Below are 21,190 nucleotides of genomic sequence, written 5' to 3' on the forward strand. Positions count from 1 at the left end.
GGCGCCCCGACCGGGGTGGAGGGCGCGTACGAGCTGGCGGGCCGCGAAGGGTGGGGCGGCTGTCGGCGGCGGTGCTGGCGGCGGGCGGGCTGTGGACGGCGGTGTCGCTGGCCCGGGAGGTCCGGTCGGCGCGGGCGGAGCGCGGTCACCGGCACGCCCAACTGGTGCGGCGCGCGCCGGAGTTGCCGATTTCGCTGCTGCCGCGTCGGCGCCGGGGGCGGGGACGGGAGCCGCTGGTGGTGCTGGAGAACGTCCGGCCACAGGCCTGGTCGCTGCCGGGGCCGCGGGCCCGGCTGGTGGTGACGACGGGGGCGCTGCAGCAGTTGTCGGACCGGGAGCTGGCAGCGGTGCTGAGCCACGAGCGCGGGCACGTCCGGGCCCGGCACCACTGGCTGGGACAGTGCGCGCAGGCGCTGGCGACGGGGTTCCCGGGGGTGGGGGTGTTCTCCGCGTTCCGGGACCAGGTGGCGGTGCTGGTGGAGCTGGCGGCGGACGACCGGGCGGCCCGGCGGCACGGGCCGGTGACCACGGCGCTGGCGCTGGCGGAGCTGAACAGCGAGGTGTTCGCCTCCTGCCCGCCGGCCCAGCTCGCGCAGTCCCCCGCCCGGGTGGACCGGCTGCTGCTGGGCGAGCCCCGGCTGCCGGTGCCGGCCCGGCTGGGCTGGACGCTGGCGGCGCTGGCCGCCCCGCTGGGCGCGGCGGCCCTGGCGGTGGCGCCGGGGCTGTCGGCGCTGCTCTGACCGGACCGCGGCCCGGCGCCCTCGCGCGGCACGGCCGTTGACGACTCGTCGGCGCCGCCCCGACGCCCGCCGCCCCGACGCCCGCCGGACGCCGCCGACGGGCCGTCAGTCCTCGGGGGCGAGCGTCTCGGCGAGGATTCGGCGGTGCACCGGGCGGGCCCGGCGGTAGCGCTCGCGGCCCTCGTCGGTGAGCGCGATGTAGATGCCGCGCCGGTCGTCGACGCAGTGCGTGCGCTGGACCAGGCCGGCCTTCTCCATCCGGGCGACCAGCCGGGAGAACGCGCTCTGGCTGAGGTGGACGGTGCCGGCCAGGGTCTGCGCGCGCTCGCCGAGGCCGGGCTTCTCCCGTTCGAACTCCCGCAGCCGCTCCAGCAGTTCGAACTCGCTGACGCCGAGCCCGTACGCCTCGCCCAGCTCGCGGTCGATGGCGCAGGAGGTGGCCGCGTGCCGGGCCAGCAGGGCGCGCCACTGCTCGCTGAGCGCCGTCTCCGCGGACGGATCGTGGTCTGGGTCGAAGTCGGTCACGCCGCCAGGTTAGCACATGCATGCGCATCTGTTGCGTCCACATTAAATGCGCTTGCATCCCATGCACATGCATGTACCGTTCTGTGCCATGACCGACACGACGGTGACCCGCACGCCTGCGGCCGACCATCCGCCCGCGACCGACCAGACCCACTGGAGCCCGCGCCTCTGGGGCGCCCTGGTGGTGCTGTGCGCCGCGATGTTCCTCGACGCGCTCGACGTCTCGATGGTCGGCGTCGCCCTGCCCTCCATCGGCGCCGACCTGCACCTGTCCGACTCCGCCCTGCAATGGGTGGTGAGCGGCTACGTCCTCGGCTACGGCGGGCTGCTGCTGCTCGGCGGCCGCGCGGCCGACCTGCTCGGCCGCCGCCGGGTGTTCCTGGTGGCCCTGGCCGTCTTCGCCGCCGCCTCGCTGCTCGGCGGCCTGGTGGACAGCGGGCCGCTGCTGATCGGCGCCCGCTTCCTCAAGGGCGTGAGCGCCGCGTTCACCGCCCCGGCCGGCCTGTCCATCATCACGACCACGTTCCCGGAGGGCCCGGCCCGCAACCGCGCGCTGTCCATCTACACCACCTGCTCGGCCGCCGGCTTCTCGCTCGGCCTGGTGATCAGCGGCCTGCTGACGTCGGCGGGCTGGCGGCTGACGTTCCTGATGCCCGTCCCGGTCGCCCTGATCGCGCTGGTCGCCGGCGTCAAGCTGCTGCCCCGGCGGCACGACGGGCACCGCGCCTCCGGCGGGTACGACCTGGCGGGCGCGGTCACCGGCACCGCGGCCGTGCTGCTGCTGGTCTTCACGGTGACGGAGGCCCAGGGCGCGGGCTGGCTGTCGGTGCGCACGATCGGGTCGCTGCTGCTGGTGGCGGCGCTGGCCGCGGCCTTCCTGGCCATCGAGGCGCGCACCGCCCACCCGTTGGTCCGGCTCGGCATCTTCCGCGACGCGGGCGTCCGCCGGGCGAACCTGACGGCGCTGACGCTGATGGGCAGTTACGCGGGCTTCCAGTTCGTGGCCACGCTGTACCTCCAGCGGCTGCTGAACTGGTCCGCGCTGGAGACGGCGCTCGGGCTGCTGCCCGGCGGCGCGGTGGTGGCGTTCTCGGCGGGCGCCGTCGGCCGGCTGCTGGACAGGTACGGCCCGGCCCGGGTGCTGCCGGTCGGCGTGGCCTCGATGGCCCTCGGGTACGCGCTGTTCCTCCGGCTGGACGAGCACAGCGGCTTCCTCGGCCTGGTGCTGCCGAGCATGCTGCTGATCGGCGCGGGCTTCGCGCTGGCCTTCCCCTCGATCAACGTGGCGGCCACCTCGGGGGTGGCGGACGACGAGCAGGGCCTGGCCTCGGGCCTGGTGAACACCGCGCTCCAGGTCGGCGGCGCGATCGTGCTGGCCGTCACCACCGCGGTGCTCACCGCGGGCAGCGCCGGCGGCACCGACGCGCACGCCCAACTGGCCGGCTACCGACCCGCTCTGCTGCTGGTGACGGGCACCACGGCGCTCGGCCTGCTGATCGCGCTGACGGGCGCGGTCCGGGCCGGTCGCCGCGGCCCGGCAGCCGGTCCGGCCCCGGTGCCCGACTACGTCTACCCGGCGACGCCGGCGGCGGCGCGCCCGGCGGAGACCTCCGCGTCGGAGGCGCTGCTGTCGGAGCGCTGAGGAGGGCCCGGGCGGTCGACCCCTCGCCGCTCCGAGCACTCCGGCCGCCGCCCGTCGGATCGTCCTCGGGGAGCCGGCTCCACCAAACCCCCGTGTTGGTGGAGCCGGTACGCGCGGTCCGCCCCAGGCCGGGCCCGAACGAACGGTTCGGGCGGACGGCGCGGTGCGGGCTTCGGAGCAGACACCATGGCAGTTGGCCGGGCCACGGTCAATGCACCCAGCCGCTCCGAGACCCAACCGACGCACTGCTCAAGGAGGTTGGGCCGCACCCCGCGCCATCCGCGCGCCGTCGGCACCACCCGCGCACCACCCGGGCCCCCGGCAGGCGGGGCGGGCAGGCCGGACGAGCAGGCGGGCCTATGGGCGGAACGGCAGCCGGACCGGCGGGCAGACCGGCCGCCCCTACTGGTTCTTGAGGATGGACTGCAGCAGGTCGAGGGTCTGCTGCGGGGTGAGGCTGTCCACGCACAGCCGCTCCATCACCTGGAGGTACTCGTCGACGTCGTCGCGCTTGTCCAGGTAGAGGGCGCTGGTGAGCTGCTCCAGGTAGACCACGTCGGGCAGGTCCTGCTCGGGGAAGCGCAGCACCGAGAAGGCGCCGCTCTCACCGGCGTGCGCGCCGAACCGGAACGGCATCACCTGGACCACCACGCTGGGGAGTTGGGCCAGTTCCACCAGGTGCTCCAGCTGGGCCCGCATCACCTCGGGGCCGCCGACCGGGCGGCGCAGCGCCGCCTCGTCGATGACGGCCCAGAACGTGGGGCCGCGCCCGTCGGTGATCAGCTTCTGGCGGCGGGCGCGCAGGGTGACCCGGCGGCCGATCTCGGCCTCGTCCAGGGTGGGCCGGTTCTGGGCGAAGATCGCCCGGGCGTACTCCTCGCACTGGAGCAGGCCGGGGACGAACTGCACCTCGTAGGTGCGGATGAGGGCGGCGGCCTCCTCCAGGCCGATGTAGGTCTGGAACCAGTTGGGCAGCACGTCGTTGTAGCTGTGCCACCAGCCGGACTTGTTGGCCTCGCGGACCAGCGCCAGCAGGGCTTCCCGGTCGGGGCCGGCGGCGAGCCCGTAGAGGCTGAGCAGGTCGGCGACGTCGCGCTCCTTGAAGGAGACCCGGCCGAGTTCCATCCGGCTGATCTTGGACTCCGAGGCGCGGATCGCGTAGCCGGCGTCCTCCCGGGTGATGGCGCACCCCTCGCGGAGCCGACGGAGCTGCGAGCCGAGGAGGATGCGGCGCACCATCGAGCCCCCGCCGGGCTGAACTGTGGTCATCTGACCAAACCTCCACGTGGACGGACCAGTTGCACAGTCTGCCATCAGTCGGGCGCACTGAGTGCCGGTAGTGGCACAGCAGGTTGCCGCTTCGGCCACTCCGGGGTCCATCTTGCACGTGCATCCGGGCCATGCATATGCCAATCGCACGACTGCACGTGAATCGACTCTTGCATCTGCCGTGAGCGCAGAGGACCATGGTGCACGTGCACTTGCACGCCCTGGCAATCCCGCGGGCACCGCGTCGACCCCATGCGCGAATCCGCACACCTTCCCGGCAACGCCCGTGCGTCGCTGGGTACTTGCGTGTGCGGACCGGTCGGCCGACGGTCCGGCGGCCGAGCGAGTCGGAGGTGACCGGCATGACCCCGGTGGGTCCCGCCGTGTCCGCCCCCTTATGGGAGGAGCTCTTCATGAGCACCGGTACGGTCCTGGCGACCGACCCTCATGTGGTCAGCTGCACCCTCGCTCCCCGCTTCGAAGCCGTGCGCACCGCGCGGGAGTTCACCAGACGGTCGCTGGACGCGTGGGGGCTCGGGGACATCTTCGACGACGTGGCCCTGGTGGCCTCGGAGTTGGTGACCAACGCGCTGCGGCACGCGCTCGGCCAGAGCGAGCCGTCCCTGGTGCCCGCGCAGGGCGCTCCGCAGCCGACGGCCGGGTCGCTGCCGATCCGGATCAGCCTGGTGCACCGCGCGCCGCAGGTGGTCTGCGCGGTCAGCGATCCGTCCAGTACCGGGCCGATCGCGCGGGAGGCCGACTTCGTGGCCGAGTCCGGCCGCGGCCTGCACCTGGTGGACTCCTTCTCCCGCTCCTGGGGCTGGCACCCGCTGGCCGGCGCCGGGAAGGTGGTCTGGGCGCTGTTCGACGCCCGCACGGAGCTGCCGGGCCCGGAGCAGCTGTCGAACGCCGGCCGGCACCGCCGCTCCGCCTGACGCACCCGCCGCCAGCCGTCCGTCGCCCGTCGCCCGTCGCCCGTCGCCCGCGAGCGATCCCCGCGGCCCCGAGTTCGGCAACCGCCGTCACCGCCCCGCGCCCGTCCACGGCCGGCCGCGCCCGGGGGCCGGAAGGAACCGGCCGGAAAGGACCGGAGAAGCACGAAGGCCGTCGTGGGAAGCCCCACGACGGCCCGGACACCCGGGAGTCGGCCCTTGGTCAGGGCGTGCCGCCCAGGTGGTCGAACTCCCCGTCCTTGACGCCGAGCAGCATCGCGGTGATCTCGTCCCGGGTGTAGACCAGCGCCGGCCCCTGCGGGAAGCGCGAGTTGCGCATCGCCACGTCGCCGTTCGGCAGCGCGGCGAATTCCACGCAGTTGCCCTTCGAGTTGCTGTGACGGCTCTTCTGCCAGACCACCCCGTCCAGGTCCGTCGCCGCCATGCCGTTGTACGCCTCACGCATTGTTTTCTCCCCATAGCCTGGCGAATGCCTCACTTGACGTGATGATAGCTCTCCTGCACGTGCATCAGCATGGGAAATTTCCTGTGCAAAGGAACGTGCCGATGCCGACACCATCCCTTCACAGCAGCGTAATTGACGGTGCGTAAGCGGACACAGCCGGGCGAAACGCCAGTCACTCCATGACCGTCCGCACACACTCGCCAGCGCGTTGTCGATCATCACCACCTTCCACACGGTTCACAGGCAGTCACGATTCACCCTGTGATCACTGTCACTTCCTGACGGAAAGCCGCCCGCTGTCGGCATCCGGCTGCAACGCGCGCGGGCACATGTCCTACGATCTGGCGCATGAGCACCGCAGCCATCCCGGGCGCGCCACTGCCCGTCCGTACGCCAGGCTCCCGTGCGCGGGGGCGCCACCGCCGTCCCGAGCGCCCCGAGATCATGCCCGGTTCGCCCGCCCTGGTGCTGGCGGTCCCGGCCGCCGCCGGGCCGGAGAGCCGCCCGGTCGTCGAGGAGCTGCTGTCCATCGTCCGCACCGAGCAGTCGGGCATCGAGGTGACGGCGGCCTACCTGGGCGGCGAGGGCGCGCCGACGGTCGCCGACCTGCTGGCGGCCGCCGCCGAGGCGGGCCTGCCCGCGCCGCTGGTGGTCCCGCTGGTGCCCGGGCCGCACGACTTCCTGCCCGAACTGCACAAGCTGGCCGCCGAGACCGGCGCCCGGGTGCTGGACCCGCTGGGGCCGCACCCGCTGCTGGCCGAGGCCGTGCACGTGAGGCTGTCCGAGGCCGGGCTGGCCCGGGCCGACCGGGCCCGGCTGTTCGCCATCGCCACCGCCGCCGACGGCGTGGTGCTGACCACCGTCGGCGGCGAGGAGGCGGCGGCCTCGGCCGGCATCACCGGCGTGCTGCTGGCCTCCCGGCTGGCGGTCCCCGTGGTCCCGGCCGCGCTGGACGTGCCGGGCTCGGTCGCCGCGGCCGTCGCGCACCTACGGGCCACCGGCTCCGAGCGCCCGGCGCTGGCCCCGCTGGTGATCGGCCCGGAGGCCGACCCCGAACTGCTGGCCACCGCCGCCGAGGAGACCGGCTGCGCGAGCGCCGCCCCGATCGGCGCCTACCCGACGGTGGGCCAGCTGATCGCCTCCGCCTACCTGGCCGCGCTCCCCGAGCCGACCCAGGAGCAGCTGGAGGCCGCCGAGGCCGCGGCCGAGCAGCAGCGCACCAGCTCGGGGGCGCACGCCGCGCGCTGACCCCGGCCCACGGACCGCGACGGGCGGGAGCAGCGAATCGACGCGCTCCCGCCCGTCGCGCTTCCCCGCCACCGGCCTGCGGCCCGCCACTCCCCCGCACCCCGACCCCGCCCCGCGCCCCGACCCGGACGGCGGCCCGACCCGGACGGCGGCCCCGGCGCAACAACAGCGGTCCGCAACAGCGGTCTGCAACAGCGGTCCGCAACACCGGCCCGCGGCGCCGCCCGTGCCACCCGGCCCGCGCGCCGGTTCAGCCCGCCGTGACGCGTCCGGTCCGCGGCGCGCTGTCGGTGAAGGCGAGCGCAGGCAGGGCCACCGGACGCGGCGGGACGGGCGCCTCGGCCGGCGCGGTGACGGCGTTCCACCGGCCGCCCGCCACCCCCTGCCCCCGCCCCCGCCTCCCCCGCCCTTGCTGAGCGCGACGGTCTGCGTCTGCCCGGCCGGGCGGAACAGGATGCGGGTCGGCTCGGGCGACTCCGGGTCGAGCCACAGCTCGCTGCCCGCCGGGCCGCCGAACTCGCAGTCCAGCACCGCGATGTCGTCGGGCTTCCCGTCGTCGGTGGCCCGGAACGCCACCCCGGCCTTGCGGTAGCCGGTCAGCCGGCTGCGACTCAGGGTGACCGGCTCCCCGGCGAGTTGGTGCTTGAGCGTGGTCACCGCGTAGTCGGACTGCCCGGCGGCGTCGATGAGCAGCCCGTCGAGGACGGTGCCCCGGTCGCGGCCCAGCGCGTGCACCGCGATGCCGCCGGCGGCGTTGCCGTACAGGACGGAGGCGGTGTAGTCGAAGTCGTTCAGGTAGGCGCCGTGCTCGATGCCCCAGCCGCCGTTGTGGTAGGCCGCGTACTGGGTGACGGTGTGGTGGTGCTCGGCGTTCAGCCAGACGAAGACGCCGTCCTCCAGGTTGTTGTGCGCCAGGCAGCGTTCGAAGGTCCAGACGCCCTCGCTGGTCTCCGGCCACTCGTAGCCGGACGCGCCGGTGGCGCCCTGGACGCCGACGGCCACGCAGTCCCGGGCCGAGGAGCCCGTCCCGGCGCCGAGGCTGAACCCGGTGAGCCGGTAGCCGCGCGGGTTGGGCTCGAAGACGGTGCGGGAGGCGACGCAGCCCTCGTAGGCGATGTCGTCGGACGGGCCCTGCGGGGTGCGGGTGTCGATCGGGCCGTCCCACCAGTAGGCGTCCTCCCAGGTCTCGTGGGAGATGCAGCCGCGGAAGGTGATGCCGTGGCTGGCGTGCGGCACGAACGCGTGGCTGCCGGTGTCGCGGACCACCACGCCCTCGACCACGGTGCCGCGCGAGGTGTCCAGCAGCATGTGGAAGTGCAGCCCGTACCGCCCAGCACCGCTTCGGTGACCGGCTTCCCCTCCCAGGTGTCCTTGCCGTCGGCGCGCGGGCCGAGCCAGCGCAGCGCGGCGTGCCGGACGTCGGGCGGGCGGCTGGAGGTGAGGTGGACGTGCGCCCGGCCCTGCGCGGTGCCCTCGACCCGGACGTTGCGGCTGAGGTTGAGCACCTCCGCGCCGAAGGTTGCGCCGCCGCCGAGCGCCACCCGGGGGTGGGCGTGCCGCAGCGGGGCGGTCAGGGTGACGGTGGCGCCGTCGACCCGCGCGACGGTCACCAGGTCGTACGCGGTGGAGAAGTCCTCGGTGTCGGGCGGCGCGGTGGGGGTGACGGCCAGTTCGTCGCCGGGCTGCCAGCCCTCGGGGCGGCGGCCAGCTTCAGCACGGTGTCGCCGGGCCCGAGGTCGGTGGCGGCCCGGGTCCAGGCGGTGCGGGGGGCGCCGTCCAGCCGCAGGTAGCCCTGGCCGGTGACCCACAGGCCGGTGTCGCTGTCGACGACGGTCATGCCGCCGCCGGCGAAGCGGCGCTCGTCGACGTGCGGGAAGCGCAGGGTGTGGGTGTGCGCGGCGTCGGGGGCCAGCGCCAGGACGCCGCGCACCTCGACGTTGCCCGCGCTGGCCAGGGTCAGCGTCCGGTCCGCGGCGAAGACCAGCGAGCCGCTCCGCTCCACCAGCAGCGAGCCGACCTCGGCGTCGGCGTCCAGCACCACCTTGTCGGTGATCCGCACCGCGCTGCCGGGGCCCGGGGGCTTGCCGCCCCAGCCCTTGGCGTCCGACCACTTGCGGCCGCCGCCGTCCAGCACCGGGGGCGGCACGGAGGGCTGCGGGCTGCCGGACGCGGGCGGCGGGGCGCCGGGGCCGTGCTGGTGGCCGGACGGCGCGGTGGCGCCGTCGCCGAGCGGCCCGGGCCGGGCGGCGGGTTCGTCGGCCCCCGCCAGGGACTGCCGCAGGACCACTCCCCCGCCGAGCGCCGTCGCCGTCCCGACCGCCAGCCAGGTCAGCATCCTGCGCCGGCCGACCGGCGGGCGCCGGTGCCGCGCCGGGGGTTGCTCGCCGTTCCGCTGCTGTTCCACCACGACCGCCTTTCCGGGGCCCGCGCCCCAGAGTCGTCGGGGGCAGCATAGGCGGGACGGCCGCCGGAAAGCGGCCGATTCCCTTTCTCTTAAGCATTCTGACGTACCGTCAGTCACCTGTTCGACGCCCGCGCCGAGGCCCTTCGCACGGCGCCCGTCGGGCGGACATAACGCCTGAACCAGTCAAATGACCCACGCCGAATACCAACAAATGCGAATATTCACCCACACATCACCATAGAGCCATAAAACGGGCACAAGATCGCTTATCGACTGACGCCCGGCCAGGTTCCGCCACCCGTCCGGGAGTTCGCCGAATATTCCTTGATCGCCGATTTCGAGCCCTGTGACGCCCGTCACCGGCATTTGCGGATTCTCCTGAATTCCGCTTAATCTCCTGCCCACGTTCGTGGACACACGGACCCAGCTCACCCGGGACGCCGAGTCCTGCCGCCGGGTGGGCCGGCTCATGCACAACGCACCACGGCAGGGGCGGGGGAACCAGGTAAGTCGCCCCGGGCGGTCGAAGGACCGCACGGGGCTCGGGGTGAAGCCGGGCGCACCACACGGTGCGCGCGGCCGGGCAACTCCAGCCCGAATCCGACAGCTCACCTCGCAGGCGTGGGAGAGGAACGCTTCTTCATGCTGCCCATCAGCGCCAAGCGCGCCCGCCGCCTGATCGCCACCACCGGTGTCGTCGGCATCGGACTCACGATCCCCTGCCTGACCGGCGGCGCCGCCTCCGCGGCCACCGTCTCGACCTGGGACAAGGTCGCGCAGTGCGAGTCCACCGGCAACTGGTCGATCAACACCGGCAACGGCTTCTACGGCGGCCTCCAGTTCACCGCCTCCACCTGGGCCGAGTTCGGCGGCACCGCGTACGCCTCGCGCGCCGACCTGGCCACCAAGGACCAGCAGATCTCCGTCGCCGAGAAGGTGCTGGCCTCGCAGGGTCCCGGCGCCTGGCCGGTGTGCTCGATCCAGGCCGGCCTCACCAAGGGCGGCGCCGCTCCCGAGGTGAACACCTCCGGCTCCGCGCAGACCCAGGCCCCGGCCCAGACCCAGACCCAGCAGCCGCAGACCCCGCAGTCGCAGCCGCAGTCCGGCGGCAAGGGCAAGTCCCAGCACAGCTGGTCGCAGGGCACCTCGCAGGCCCAGCCGCAGGCCGAGCAGAGCGCCCCGGCCGCCACCACCGACCGGGCCGCCGGCACCTACACCGTCGTGGCGGGCGACTGGCTGTCCGCGATCGCGCAGAACCAGCACGTCGACGGCGGCTGGCAGAAGCTGTACGACCTGAACCGCTCGGTCCTCGCCGAGGGTCCGGACATGATCTACCCGGGTCAGCAGCTCTCCCTCGGCGGGTCCGCCACCGCGCAGCAGTCGGCGCCGGCCACCAAGCCCTCCACCACCAAGTCCTCCACCGCCAAGTCCTCGGCCGCCCAGGGCTCGTCCTGGACGAACAACCGCTCCGCCGCCAAGCCGTCCGGCGCCCCGGCGAAGTCGTCGACCGGCTCGACGCAGACCGCCACCGCGTCGACCGCCACCACCGCGGCGACCACGACCGCCGGCACCACCACCGCCGCCAAGGCGACCGGTTCCAAGGCCGCCGCGATCGACTTCGCGCTGTCCAAGGTCGGCCAGGCGTACGTCTACGGCGGCACCGGCAACGGCGGCTGGGACTGCTCGGGCCTGACCCAGGCCGCGTTCCGCCAGGCCGGCATCAGCCTGCCGCGCGTCGCCGCCGACCAGGCGGACTACTCGACCCGCGTCTCGCTGGACAGCCTGCAGCCGGGCGACCTGCTGTTCTGGTCGAACAACGGCTCGAACTCGGGCGTCTACCACGTCGCCCTGTACGTCGGCGACGGCAAGTACGTCGAGGCCGCGAACCCGAGCGCCGGCGTCCGCACCGAGACCGTCGCCAACTGGGCCCCCGACTTCGCGGGCCGCGTCTGACACCCGGCGCACCACCGCTGCCCCCGGGGACCCTGGTCGGCCCCGGGGGCAGCGGCCTATCCTCGGCCCGAGAAGGCCCGACGGCCGACGGCCGACGACCGACGCCCGACGACCGGGGAGCAGCACCATGGCGAAGACGACGATCACGCTGGACGCGGACCTGGCCCTGGAGGTGATGATGCGCGTCGGCGCCGCCAGCCCCCAGGACGCGGTGGAGCTGGTCGTCCGCGACTACCTCTCCACCGACCGCCGCACCATCGCGCGCACCGGCGGCACCCGGGACGGCGAGCGCTTCCTCCCCCAGCCCCCCACCGCGGAAGAGGGCTGACCCCCCGGCAGGCGGCCGGGGCGCCCCGGAGCCCGCAACCTCCGTGACTGTCAAGTAACTTACCGTCTAGTAAGTTTACCGGCGAGTACCTAACCTGGGCGAACCCCCACCCCACCCAAGGGAGTTCGCTCATGGCACACCCCCTCGCCCGGGCCGCCCGCGCCGCCCGCCCACCCGTCGAGGTGCTCCGCACCGACGGGCGGGTCGTCGAGACCCGGTCCCCGTACCTGGTGCCACCGCCCGAGGAGGGGAGCCTGGGCGACCTGCCGTTCCGCAACGCGGAGGACGCACCGGAGGCGGTGGTGCTGACGCGCCGTCAACCGGACGGCTCCTGGCGGGACGTGACGGCGCGGGAGTTCGCGGACCAGGTCGCGGCGGTGGCCCGCGGCCTGGTCGCGGTCGGGGTAGGCCCCGGCGCGCGGATCGTGCTGATGTCGCGGACCAGGTACGAGTGGACGCTGCTGGACTTCGCCGCCTGGGCGGCCGGCGCGTGCGTGGTGCCGGTGTACCCGACCTCCTCGGTGGAGCAGGCGGAGTGGATCGTCCGGGACTCGGGGGCGGTGCTGGCGCTCGCGGAGGACGCCGGAACCGCCGAGGTGCTGACCGTCGCGATCGCCCGCACCGGCGGCACGGTCCCGCTGTGGCGGTTGGACGAGGACGCCGTCGGCGAGCTCACCGCGCTCGGCCGCCCCGTCCCCGCCGAGGAGCTGGGCCGCCGCCGGAGGGCCCGAGGCCCGGCGGACGAGGCGACGCTGATCTACACCTCGGGCACCACCGGCCGCCCCAAGGGCTGCCTGCTCACCCACGCCAACTTCCTCACCGAGGCGGCGAACTGCCACGCCCTGCTGGAGCCGGTCTTCGAGGAGGCGACCGGCCGGGCGCCGTGCACCCTGCTGTTCCTGCCGCTGGCGCACGTGCTGGGCCGGATGATCCAGGTGACCTGCGTGTACGGCCGGGTCCGGATCGGCCACAGCCCCTCCCTGAAACCGGCCGACCTGCGGCCGGACCTGGCCGCCTTCGGCGCGACCTTCCTGGTCGGCGTCCCCTACCTGTTCGAGAAGATCCACCAGTTGGGCCGGGCCGAGGCGCAGGCGAAGGGCGCGGTGAAGGTGTTCGACCGGGCGGCCGCGGTGGCGGTGCGCCACGCCCGGGCCGAGCTGGACGCGCTGGCCGGCGGCCGCCCGGTGCCGCTCCCGCTGCGCCTGGCGCACGGCCTGTACGACGCGCTGGTGTACCGGCGGGTGCGGGCGGCGATGGGCGGCCGGGTGCGGTACGCGATCAGCGGCGGCTCCTCGATCGACCCGGAGCTGCTGCTGTTCTTCGCGGGCGCGGGCGTGCTGGTGCACGAGGGCTACGGGCTGACCGAGAGCAGCGGCCCGTCCACGGTGAACCCGCCGCTGCGGCCGCGTCCGGGCACGGTCGGGCAGCCGGTGCCGGGCAGCGCGGTGCGGATCGCCGAGGACGGCGAGGTGTTCCTGTCCGGCGGTCAGCTCTTCGACGGTTACTACGAGTTGGGAGCGCCGCGGCCCCGGCGGCCGCAGTGGTTCGCCACCGGCGACCTGGGCCGGCTGGACGAGGACGGCTACCTGACCGTCACCGGCCGCAAGAAGGAGGTCCTGGTGACCTCCGGCGGCAAGAACGTCTCCCCCGGCCCGCTGGAGGACCGGCTGCGCGGCCACCCGCTGATCAGCCAGGCCCTGGTGGTCGGCAACGGCCGCCCGTACGTGGGCGCGCTGCTCACCCTGGACGCCGAGGCGGTGGAGCGCTTCCTCGCGCTCGACCCGCCCGCCCCGCCCGCCGCCGCACCCGCAGCACCCGCCGCGCCGGACGGCGTGGACGTCGGCAGCGCCGTCCCGGTGCACCCGGCGGTGCTGGCGGCGCTCGCCGAGGCGGTGCGGGGCGTCAACGCGACCGTCTCGCGCGCCGAGTCGATCCGGCGGGCGCGGGTGGTGGCGGGCGACTTCACCGAGGAGCGCGGCCTGCTGACGCCCTCGCTGAAGGTCCGCCGCCAGGCTGTCGGCGCCGCCTACCGCCGCGACGTCGAACAGCTCTACGCGTAGCGGACGGCCCCCGGGAGGTGGTCCTCCCGGGGGCCGTCCGCGCGGGGCGCCTCAGCCGTGCGGGGCGCCCCAGCCGTGCGGGGCGCCTCAGCCGTTGCGCGGACCCGACCCGGTGGAGCCGCGCATCACCAGCTCGGGCTGGAACATGAACTCGGAGCGCTGCGCCGGGTTCCCGCCGACCTCCTCCAGCAGGGCGTCGACGGCGGCGGTGGCCATCGCCTCGACCGGCTGCCGGACGGTGGTGAGCGGCGGTTCGGTGAACGCTATCAACGGGGAGTCGTCGAAGCCGACCACCGAGACGTCCTGCGGCACCGACAGCCCGCGCTGGCGCACCGCCCGGATCGCGCCGAGCGCCATCATGTCGGAGCCGCAGACGATCGCGGTGCAGCCCTTGTCGAGCAGCGCCTGGGCGGCGGCGTGCCCGCCCTCCACGCTGAACAGGGTGTGGTGGACGAGTTCCCCGGCCTGCTCCTCGGTGCGCCCGGTGAGCTGCCGGACGGCGGCCGTGAAGCCCTCGATCTTGCGGAGCACCGGCACGTACCGCTTCTGGCCGACCGCGAGGCCGATCTTCTCGTGGCCGAGTTCGACCAGGTGCTGGACGGCCATCCGCATCGCGGCCCGGTCGTCCGGGGAGATGAACGGCGCGGCGATCTTGTCGCTGTAGCCGTTGATCAGCACGAACGGGACCTGGCGGCCGGTGAGTTTGGCGTACCGGTCGTGGTCGGCGGTGGTGTCGGCGTGCAGGCCGGAGACGAAGACGATGCCGGCGACGCCGCGCTCCACCAGCATCTCGACGAGTTCGTCCTCGGTGGAGCCGCCCGGGGTCTGGGTGCAGAGCACCGGCGTGTAGCCGTGCCGGCTGAGCACCTGTTCGATGACCTGGGCCAGGGCCGGGAAGATCGGGTTGCTGAGCTCCGGGGTGATCAGGCCGATCAGCCCGGCGCTGCGCTGGCGCAGCCGGGTGGGCCGCTCGTAGCCGAGGACGTCGAGCGCGGCCAGCACGGTCTGCCTGGTGGTCGCGGAGACGCCCGCCTTGCCGTTGAGTACGCGGCTGACGGTGGCTTCGCTGACCCCCGCCTGCGCCGCGATGTCGGAGAGTCGCGCCGTAGTCACGATCCCAGAGCCTATTGCAACCACGTCAGACCGCCCACCACGCGGTGCTGTCGGCCGGGAGTTCTACGCCGTTCTCCGCAGGGGCGGTCTCGGCGGAGGCGAGCAGCAGGCGGCCGGGGGCGGGGATCAGGACGCCCTCGCCGGTGGTGTTCACCGTGCACACGAACGAGCCGCGGGCCGAGTCGCGCCGGAAGGCCAGCACGCCCTCGGGGGCGGGCAGCCAGCTGACCGCGTCGCCGGCGCCGAGCGCGGGCTGGGCGCGGCGGACGGCGAGCGCGGAACGGTACAGCTCCAGGGTCGAGGTCGGGTCGCCGGTCTGGACCTCCACCGACAGGCCGGCCCACTCGGCGGGCTGCGGCAGCCAGCTGGGGCCGCCGGGGTTCGGGCCGAAGCCGTAGGGGGCCTCGGTGCCGGACCACGGGATCGGGACGCGGCAGCCGTCGCGGTAGCCGTCCTGGCCGGCCTGCCGGAAGAAGGACGGGTCCTGGCGGACCTCGTCGGGCAGGTCGGTGACGTCGGGCAGGCCGAGTTCCTCGCCCTGGTAGAGGTACGCGGAGCCGGGCAGCGCGAGCATCAGCAGGGTGGCGGCGCGGGCCCGGCGCAGGCCGAGTTCGCGGTCGCCGGGGGTGCGGATCTGGGTGCCGAGGCCGGGCGGGTTGGCGAACCGGGTGGCGTGCCGGGTGACGTCGTGGTTGGAGAGCACCCAGGTGGTGGGGGCCTGCACCGGGCGCATCGAGTCGAGCGAGACGTCGATCACCTCGCGCAGCGCGGCGGCGTCCCAGCCGGTGCCCAGGTACTGGAAGTTGAACGCCTGGTGCAGTTCGTCGGGGCGGACGTAGTTGGCGGTGCGCTGGACGGTCGGGGTCCAGGCCTCGGCGACGCCGATCCGGTCGCCGGGGTACTCGTCGAGGATCTGCCGCCAGCTGCGGTAGATGGCGTGCACGCCGTCCTGGTCGAAGAACGGCATGACGTCGTTGCCGAGCAGCTTGAGCTGGTCGTGGCTGCCGAGGTCGGGCAGGCCGGGGGCCTTGACCAGGCCGTGGGCGACGTCGATCCGGAAGCCGTCGACGCCCATGTCGAGCCAGAACCGCAGGATGGAGCGGAACTCGTCGGCGACCGCCGGGTTGTCCCAGTTGAAGTCGGGCTGCTCGGGGGCGAACAGGTGCAGGTACCAGTCGCCGGGGGTGCCGTCCGGGTCGGCGGTGCGGGTCCAGGCCGGGCCGCCGAAGATGGACTCCCAGTCGTTGGGCGGCAGTTCGCCGTCCGCGCCCTGGCCGGGGCGGAAGTGGTAGCGCTCGCGCAGCGGGGAGCCGGGGCCCTCGCGCAGCGCGCGCTGGAACCACTCGTGCTGGTCGGAGGAGTGGTTGGGGACGAGGTCGACGATGATCCGCAGGCCCAGCTCGTGGGCGTCGCGGATCAGCGCGTCGGCGTCCAGCAGGGTGCCGAACATCGGGTCGACGGCCCGGTAGTCGGCGACGTCGTAGCCGGCGTCGGCCTGCGGGGAGGCGTAGAACGGCGAGAGCCAGACCGCGTCGACGCCGAGGTCGCGCAGGTAGGGCAGCCGGGCGCGGATGCCGGGCAGGTCGCCCATGCCGTCGCCGTTGCCGTCGGCGAAGCTGCGCGGGTACACCTGGTAGATGACCGCGTCCCGCCACCAGCCGTCTCTGGCGGCGTCGTTCGCGGCAGTCGTCCGGGCGGCGGGAACGGCGGCGGGAACGGCGGGCCCGGAGGCGTCGGCCAGGTTCTGGGTCATTGGACGGTCTTCCCTTGGAGGCGGTGGAAGTGGCGAGGAGGTGGCGGGGCTCAGGACTTCGCGGCGCCGGCCGTCAGGCCGGTGACCAGGTGGCGCTGCACCAGGTAGAAGACGACCGCGGCGGGGATGGCGATGAGCACCGAGGTGGCGGCCATCAGCTGCCACTGGTGGTCGTGCTCGCTGACGAACGAGGACAGGCCGACCGCCAGGGTGTACTTGTCGGACGAGAGCATGAAGGTCGAGGCGTAGGCGACCTCGCCCCAGGCGGTGAGGAAGGAGTAGAACGCCGCCACCGCCAGGCCCGGGCGGGCCAGCGGCAGGATCAGCCGCCAGAAGGTGCCGATCGGGGAGAGCCCGTCGACCCGGCCGGCCTCGTCGATCTCCACCGGGATGGTGTCGAAGTAGCCCTTCAGCAGCCAGGCGCAGTAGGGCACGGTGGTGGCCGAGTAGACCAGGACCAGGCCGGTGTAGCTGTCCAGCATGCCGAGGTTCGACAGGATGTAGTACATCGGCACGATCAGCACCGCGATCGGGAACATCTGGGTGACCAGCAGGGTCCACATCAGCTGGCGGTAGCCGGGGAAGCGCATCCGGGAGACCGCGTAGCCGGTGGAGGCGGCGATCAGCACGCCGATCACGGTGGTGCCGGCGGCCACGATCGCCGAGTTGCCGAACCAGGTGAAGAACCCGGTGTCGTCGATCACCTTGCCGTAGTTGGCGAAGGTCATCTTGTCGAAGATCTTCGCCGGGTGCAGGTAGTCGTTGTCGTCCGGCCCGAGCGAGATGTACGCGATGTACAGCACCGGGAAGAGCGCGATCAGGCTGGCGACGATCAGGGCGCCGTGCGCGAGCGCGGCGGCCAGCGGGGAGGACCGGCCGCGCAGCCGGACCTTGGCGGGGCGCTTCGCGGGGGCCGTCTCGGCGGCGGGGCGGTCGGCGGTGAGTGTCATGGGGCTGCCTGCCTGGTCGGGTTCCTCGGTCGGGGAAGCGGTCTCGGGGCTCATCCGTTGGCCTGCTCGTTCCGGGCCAGCCAGCGGCGGTAGAAGCTGGTGAAGACGAGCAGGATCGACAGCAGCAGGATTCCGTAGGTCGCGGACTGCGCGTAGTCGGAGGGCTGTTGGCCGAAGCCGAGGCGGTAGGCCCAGGTGACCAGGATCTGCGCGTCGGGGGCGCCGGAGCCGAACAGCAGGAAGATGACGGCGAACTGGTTGAAGGTCCAGATCACGCCGAGCAGCACGACGGTGGAGGAGACGGTCCGCAGGCCGGGCAGGGTGACGTAGCGGAAGCGCTGCCAGGGGCTGGCGCCGTCCATCTCGGCGGCCTCGTACAGCTCGCCGGGGATCGACTGGAGCCCGCCGAGCAGCGAGATCATCATGAACGGCACGCCGACCCAGGTGTTGACCATGATCGCGGCGGCCTTCTGCGCCAGCGGGTCGGAGAGCCAGGCCGGTTCGGGCAGGTGCAGGAAGGACAGCAGTCCGTTGACGGCGCCGCCGTCGGCGAGCATCAGCCGCCAGGAGAAGACGGTGACGAAGGTCGGCACCGCCCAGGGCAGGATCAGCACCAGCCGGTACAGGCCGCGGCCGCGCATCTTCCGGTTGAGCAGCATCGCCAGGGCCAGGCCGATGGTGTAGTGCAGGACGACGCAGATCGCGGTCCAGGCCACCGTCCAGATGAAGTGCGACCAGAAGCGGTCGTACGCGGTCGGCCCCCAGAGCACGTCCGCGTAGTTGTCCAGCCCGACGAAGTCGAAGCTGTCGGGGATGTGGTTGACGCCGATCTGCCGGCCGACGTTGAGGCTGGTGGCGTTCGTCAGGGTCAGGTAGATGCCGCGCACCAGCGGGTAGCCGACCAGCACCCCCAGGACGATCACGACCGGCGCGATCATCGCGTACGCGTACCAGTACTTCGAGTACGACAGCCTGATGCGCTGTACGACCGCAACTGCCATGGGTTGACACCTTCTCCGGGAGGTCCGCCGCCTGCCTCGGCGACTGCTGGGGGGCTGGACGGGTCCGCCCGGCCCACCGTCAGGTGTGGGCCGGGCGGCCGATCTCTTACTTGGTGAAGTCCGGGAGGAGCTTCGCGTAGTCGGTGGCGGTGGCGTCCAGGCCGGCCTTGGTGTCGCTCTGGTCCTGGACGATCTTGCCGAGGTTGGTGCCGAAGGAGCCGAACAGCGAGGCGTACTCCGGCAGTTCGGGGCGCGGCTGGGCGGAGGTCAGGATCGCCTGGAAGTCCGCGATGCCGGGGTTGGCCTTGACCTCGGCGGTGTAGGCGTCGCTGCGGGTGGGCAGGGTGCCGTTCTTCAGCGCGAGGAAGGTCTGGCTCTCGGCGGAGGTGAGGAACGCGGCGAGCTTCTCGGCGGCGGCCTTGTGGGCGGCGTCGGAGCCGGCGTAGACGGAGACGTTGTGGCCGCCGGTGGGGGCGCCGCCCTTGCCGGTGGAGCCGTTCGGGACGGCGGCGATGCCGAGGTTCTTCGGGTCGGCGAACGCGGCGCCCTTGTAGACGTTGGTGACCTCCCACGGGCCCTGGATGATCGCCGCGACCTTGCCGCTGTTGAAGGCGTCCATCATGTGCGCGTAGGCGTCGGTGGTGACGTCGGCCTTGACCGTGCCGGGCGAGGTGAACATCGACTTGTAGGTGTCGACCGCCTTGACGGCCTCGGCCGAGTTGACGGTGATCTTCTTGCCGGCGGCGTCCACCATGTTGGTGCCCTCGCCGTACAGGAACGGCATCGCGTAGTAGCCGTCCGCGGCCTTCAGCCAGAAGCCGTCGACGCCGGCCTTCTCCTTCAGCTGGGCGGCGTCGGCCTTGAGCTCGTCCCAGGTGGTGGGGGCGGCGGTGATGCCGGCCTTGGCGAAGAGCTCCTTGTTGTACATCAGGGCCAGGGTGTCGGTGACCAGCGGGACGCCGTAGACCTTGCCCGAGTACGTGGCCTGCTTGATCAGCGAGGGCTGGAAGACGGAGGCGTCGGTCAGCGCGGGGGTGCCGTCCAGCGGCTCCAGGTAGCCGGCCTTGGCGAAGGCGGAGGTCCAGCCGACCTCGGAGCGGAAGACGTCCGGGGCGCCCTTGGCGCCCATCGCGGTCTGCAGCTTGTTCTGCGCGGTGTCGAACGGCACGTTGACGAAGTTGACCTTGACGTTCGGGTTCGCGGCCTCGAACTTCTTGACCAGTTCCTGGTAGTTCGGCGCCTCATTGGTGGCGTTCGAGGTGTCCCAGTAGGTGAGGGTGACCGGTCCGCCGTCGCCCTTGGCGTCCGAGCCGGAGCCGCTGCTGCTGCAAGCCGCCATGGTGACTGCGAGAGCCGCAACGAGAGCGGAGGCCGCGATGCCACGCCGCATGGAAACTCCTTGAAAGGTGGGGGTGCCCGAGAGGGAGGAGGACCGCGCATAATGGCTGTCCCGAGCCGACTGCGCCGTTGCGGCCGTCGGGCTTGAGCAGGAACGTAACAGCGCGGCAACCGGGACTGAAAGTCCTTGCAGCAAGTTTCTGCAAGGTGACGGGGATCGTTACGTCCACGTGTCCTTAGAGTTGCCGCCGCGCGTCGTGACCAACCGTCGCCTTGCGGAAACTCCTTGCGGTCGACCGGCCCCCGACGTGCGGAAAGGCCCCCGGGAGCAGTGCTCCCGGGGGCCTTCTCGAGGCTCGGACGGTCAGCCGTCGGTGCCCAGCCGCAGCACGGTGGTCGAGCGGAACTCCTGCCCCGGCCGCAGCTCGGTCGACGGGTAGGACGGCTGGTGCGGCGAGTCCGGGTGGTGCTGGGTCTCCAGCGCCACCCCGGCGTACGGGCCGTAGGCCGTCCCGGACGGGCCGGTGACCGAGCCGTCGAAGCCGTTCGCGGTGTACACCTGGAGGCCCGGCTCGGTGGTCAGCACCTCCAGGGTGCGCCCGCTGCCCGGGTCCGCCAGCAGCGCGGCCCGCACCGGCGGCCCGTCCGCGGGGCGCTCGCGCAGCACCCAGTTGTGGTCGTAGCCGCGGGAGGACTTCAGCTGCGGGTGCTCCTCGGCGATGCCCGCGCCGATCGGCCGGGCGGTGGTGAAGTCGAACGGGGTGCCCGCCACCGGCTCGTACGGGCCGTACGGGATCTGCCGCTCGTCCACCGGCGTGTACGCGTCCGCGTCGAGGGTCAGCAGGTGGCCCAGCACGTCGCCGCGGCCCTCGCCGGCCAGGTTGACGTAGGCGTGGTTGGTCAGGTTGACCACCGTCGGCTTGGTGGTCACCGCCCGGTAGGAGATCGTCAGCTCGGAGCCGGTGAGCGTGAAGTCGACCCGGACGTCCAGCGCGCCCGGGAAGCCCTGGTCGCCGTCGGGCGAGTGCAGGTGCATCCGCACCCCGCCGGGGATCTCCTCGGCGTCCCACACCCGGTGCGCGAAGGAGTCGGGGCCGCCGTGCAGGGTCACGCCGCCGCCGGTGGGCAGCAGCGGGTGGTCCTCGCCGTCGACAGTGATCCGGCTGTCCGCGATCCGGTTGGCGTACCGGCCGACGGTGGCCCCGTAGTGCTTGGCCGGGCCTAGCAGGGTGCCCACGTCCCGGCTGGTGAGCAGCAGCTGGGCGGGGTTGCCGGAGCGGTCCGGGGCGGTCAGGGTGTGCAGCGCGGCGCCCAGGGTGATCACGGTCGCCTCGACCGGGCCGGACCGCAGCGTCCAGCGCTCCAGCCCCATCCCGGCGCCGGAGTGGTCGTACGGTGCCCGGTGCACCTCGGTGGGCGCGGCCGACGCGGTCATGGGACTGCTCCTCAGTTCGTGATCACCCTGCCC

17 protein-coding genes and 1 riboswitch are annotated in these 21,190 nt (G+C 73.3%); of the genes, 7 read left to right on the plus strand and 10 right to left on the minus strand.

Annotated elements, in window-relative coordinates; translation table 11 throughout:
- Positions 1 to 50 precede the first annotated feature (50 nt).
- Complete coding sequence (locus QMQ26_RS07945) at positions 51 to 740, plus strand: M56 family metallopeptidase (protein ID WP_282205214.1); 690 nt, start codon at positions 51 to 53, stop codon at positions 738 to 740.
- Positions 741 to 845: 105 nt separating this feature from the next.
- Here QMQ26_RS07945 and QMQ26_RS07950 read toward each other — a convergent pair whose 3' ends face one another.
- A complete protein-coding gene (locus QMQ26_RS07950; RefSeq protein ID WP_100835480.1) occupies positions 846 to 1,265 on the minus strand; it encodes a MarR family winged helix-turn-helix transcriptional regulator in 420 nt (139 codons plus the stop codon).
- A gap of 88 nt (positions 1,266 to 1,353) precedes the next feature.
- Here QMQ26_RS07950 and QMQ26_RS07955 point away from each other — a divergent pair, with 88 nt between their 5' ends.
- Positions 1,354 to 2,907, plus strand: coding sequence for an MFS transporter (locus tag QMQ26_RS07955; protein ID WP_282205215.1), 1,554 nt, complete (start codon positions 1,354 to 1,356; stop codon positions 2,905 to 2,907).
- Between the two features lie 402 nt (positions 2,908 to 3,309).
- Here the strand turns inward: QMQ26_RS07955 and QMQ26_RS07960 are convergent, their stop codons facing one another.
- Complete coding sequence (locus tag QMQ26_RS07960) at positions 3,310 to 4,176, minus strand: helix-turn-helix domain-containing protein (protein ID WP_111557066.1); 867 nt, start codon at positions 4,174 to 4,176, stop codon at positions 3,310 to 3,312.
- Positions 4,177 to 4,589: 413 nt separating this feature from the next.
- Here QMQ26_RS07960 and QMQ26_RS07965 point away from each other — a divergent pair, with 413 nt between their 5' ends.
- Positions 4,590 to 5,111, plus strand: a complete 522-nt coding sequence (locus QMQ26_RS07965) for an ATP-binding protein (protein WP_282205216.1) — start codon at positions 4,590 to 4,592, stop codon at positions 5,109 to 5,111.
- Between the two features lie 220 nt (positions 5,112 to 5,331).
- Here QMQ26_RS07965 and QMQ26_RS07970 read toward each other — a convergent pair whose 3' ends face one another.
- Positions 5,332 to 5,574: a DUF397 domain-containing protein gene (locus QMQ26_RS07970; RefSeq protein ID WP_030462206.1), complete on the minus strand. Its 243-nt coding sequence runs from the start codon at positions 5,572 to 5,574 to the stop codon at positions 5,332 to 5,334.
- Positions 5,575 to 5,922: 348 nt separating this feature from the next.
- On the opposite strand from QMQ26_RS07970, the gene QMQ26_RS07975 reads away from it, so the two are divergent.
- A complete protein-coding gene (locus QMQ26_RS07975; protein ID WP_282205217.1) occupies positions 5,923 to 6,822 on the plus strand; it encodes a sirohydrochlorin chelatase in 900 nt (299 codons plus the stop codon).
- A gap of 1,606 nt (positions 6,823 to 8,428) precedes the next feature.
- Here QMQ26_RS07975 and QMQ26_RS07980 read toward each other — a convergent pair.
- Positions 8,429 to 9,226, minus strand: coding sequence for a G8 domain-containing protein (locus tag QMQ26_RS07980; RefSeq protein WP_282205218.1), 798 nt, complete (start codon positions 9,224 to 9,226; stop codon positions 8,429 to 8,431).
- Between the two features lie 467 nt (positions 9,227 to 9,693).
- A riboswitch (cyclic di-AMP (ydaO/yuaA leader) is annotated at positions 9,694 to 9,863 on the plus strand.
- Between the two features lie 5 nt (positions 9,864 to 9,868).
- Here QMQ26_RS07980 and QMQ26_RS07985 point away from each other — a divergent pair.
- The 3 genes from QMQ26_RS07985 (at position 9,869) to QMQ26_RS07995 (ending at position 13,567) form a co-directional block, all read left to right on the plus strand.
- Positions 9,869 to 11,179: a transglycosylase family protein gene (locus QMQ26_RS07985; protein ID WP_282205219.1), complete on the plus strand. Its 1,311-nt coding sequence runs from the start codon at positions 9,869 to 9,871 to the stop codon at positions 11,177 to 11,179.
- A gap of 127 nt (positions 11,180 to 11,306) precedes the next feature.
- The gene (locus tag QMQ26_RS07990; protein ID WP_282205220.1) at positions 11,307 to 11,507 is read left to right on the plus strand and encodes a hypothetical protein; all 201 of its coding nucleotides are present in this window, start codon (positions 11,307 to 11,309) and stop codon (positions 11,505 to 11,507) included.
- 131 nt (positions 11,508 to 11,638) lie between these two features.
- Positions 11,639 to 13,567 (plus strand): AMP-dependent synthetase/ligase, encoded by a 1,929-nt coding sequence (locus QMQ26_RS07995; RefSeq protein WP_282205221.1) that lies wholly within the window; start codon positions 11,639 to 11,641, stop codon positions 13,565 to 13,567.
- An 87-nt stretch (positions 13,568 to 13,654) separates the two neighbouring features.
- Here QMQ26_RS07995 and QMQ26_RS08000 read toward each other — a convergent pair whose 3' ends face one another.
- The 6 genes from QMQ26_RS08000 to QMQ26_RS08025 all read right to left on the minus strand — a co-directional run bounded on the left by QMQ26_RS08000 (position 13,655) and on the right by QMQ26_RS08025 (position 21,157).
- A complete protein-coding gene (locus tag QMQ26_RS08000) occupies positions 13,655 to 14,680 on the minus strand; it encodes a LacI family DNA-binding transcriptional regulator (protein WP_199846941.1) in 1,026 nt (341 codons plus the stop codon).
- Between the two features lie 25 nt (positions 14,681 to 14,705).
- Complete coding sequence (locus tag QMQ26_RS08005; RefSeq protein ID WP_282205222.1) at positions 14,706 to 16,433, minus strand: glycoside hydrolase family 13 protein; 1,728 nt, start codon at positions 16,431 to 16,433, stop codon at positions 14,706 to 14,708.
- Positions 16,434 to 16,483: 50 nt separating this feature from the next.
- Positions 16,484 to 17,437, minus strand: a complete 954-nt coding sequence (locus QMQ26_RS08010) for a sugar ABC transporter permease (RefSeq protein WP_404814092.1) — start codon at positions 17,435 to 17,437, stop codon at positions 16,484 to 16,486.
- A complete protein-coding gene (locus QMQ26_RS08015; RefSeq protein WP_282205224.1) occupies positions 17,434 to 18,384 on the minus strand; it encodes a carbohydrate ABC transporter permease in 951 nt (316 codons plus the stop codon). The genes QMQ26_RS08010 and QMQ26_RS08015 overlap by 4 nt, the downstream gene beginning before the upstream one ends.
- 106 nt (positions 18,385 to 18,490) lie before the next feature.
- Positions 18,491 to 19,774 (minus strand): extracellular solute-binding protein, encoded by a 1,284-nt coding sequence (locus QMQ26_RS08020; RefSeq protein WP_282205225.1) that lies wholly within the window; start codon positions 19,772 to 19,774, stop codon positions 18,491 to 18,493.
- 312 nt (positions 19,775 to 20,086) lie between these two features.
- Positions 20,087 to 21,157 (minus strand): aldose epimerase family protein, encoded by a 1,071-nt coding sequence (locus QMQ26_RS08025; protein ID WP_282205226.1) that lies wholly within the window; start codon positions 21,155 to 21,157, stop codon positions 20,087 to 20,089.
- Between the last annotated feature and the right edge of the window lie 33 nt (positions 21,158 to 21,190).

The sequence above is a fragment of the Kitasatospora fiedleri genome (assembly GCF_948472415.1).
Taxonomy (GTDB): domain Bacteria; phylum Actinomycetota; class Actinomycetes; order Streptomycetales; family Streptomycetaceae; genus Kitasatospora; species Kitasatospora fiedleri.

Bases quoted from the DNA above. Each gene is read 5' to 3' on its own strand.
- QMQ26_RS07955 (WP_282205215.1), top strand. From the start codon at position 1,354: ATGACCGACACGACGGTGACCCGCACGCCTGCGGCCGACCATCCGCCC.
- QMQ26_RS07960 (WP_111557066.1), bottom strand. From the start codon at position 4,176: ATGACCACAGTTCAGCCCGGCGGGGGCTCGATGGTGCGCCGCATCCTC.
- QMQ26_RS07965 (WP_282205216.1), top strand. From the start codon at position 4,590: ATGAGCACCGGTACGGTCCTGGCGACCGACCCTCATGTGGTCAGCTGC.
- QMQ26_RS07970 (WP_030462206.1), bottom strand. From the start codon at position 5,574: ATGCGTGAGGCGTACAACGGCATGGCGGCGACGGACCTGGACGGGGTG.
- QMQ26_RS07975 (WP_282205217.1), top strand. From the start codon at position 5,923: ATGAGCACCGCAGCCATCCCGGGCGCGCCACTGCCCGTCCGTACGCCA.
- QMQ26_RS07985 (WP_282205219.1), top strand. From the start codon at position 9,869: ATGCTGCCCATCAGCGCCAAGCGCGCCCGCCGCCTGATCGCCACCACC.
- QMQ26_RS07990 (WP_282205220.1), top strand. From the start codon at position 11,307: ATGGCGAAGACGACGATCACGCTGGACGCGGACCTGGCCCTGGAGGTG.
- QMQ26_RS07995 (WP_282205221.1), top strand. From the start codon at position 11,639: ATGGCACACCCCCTCGCCCGGGCCGCCCGCGCCGCCCGCCCACCCGTC.
- QMQ26_RS08005 (WP_282205222.1), bottom strand. From the start codon at position 16,433: ATGACCCAGAACCTGGCCGACGCCTCCGGGCCCGCCGTTCCCGCCGCC.
- QMQ26_RS08010 (WP_404814092.1), bottom strand. From the start codon at position 17,437: ATGAGCCCCGAGACCGCTTCCCCGACCGAGGAACCCGACCAGGCAGGC.
- QMQ26_RS08015 (WP_282205224.1), bottom strand. From the start codon at position 18,384: ATGGCAGTTGCGGTCGTACAGCGCATCAGGCTGTCGTACTCGAAGTAC.
- QMQ26_RS08020 (WP_282205225.1), bottom strand. From the start codon at position 19,774: ATGCGGCGTGGCATCGCGGCCTCCGCTCTCGTTGCGGCTCTCGCAGTC.
- QMQ26_RS08025 (WP_282205226.1), bottom strand. From the start codon at position 21,157: ATGACCGCGTCGGCCGCGCCCACCGAGGTGCACCGGGCACCGTACGAC.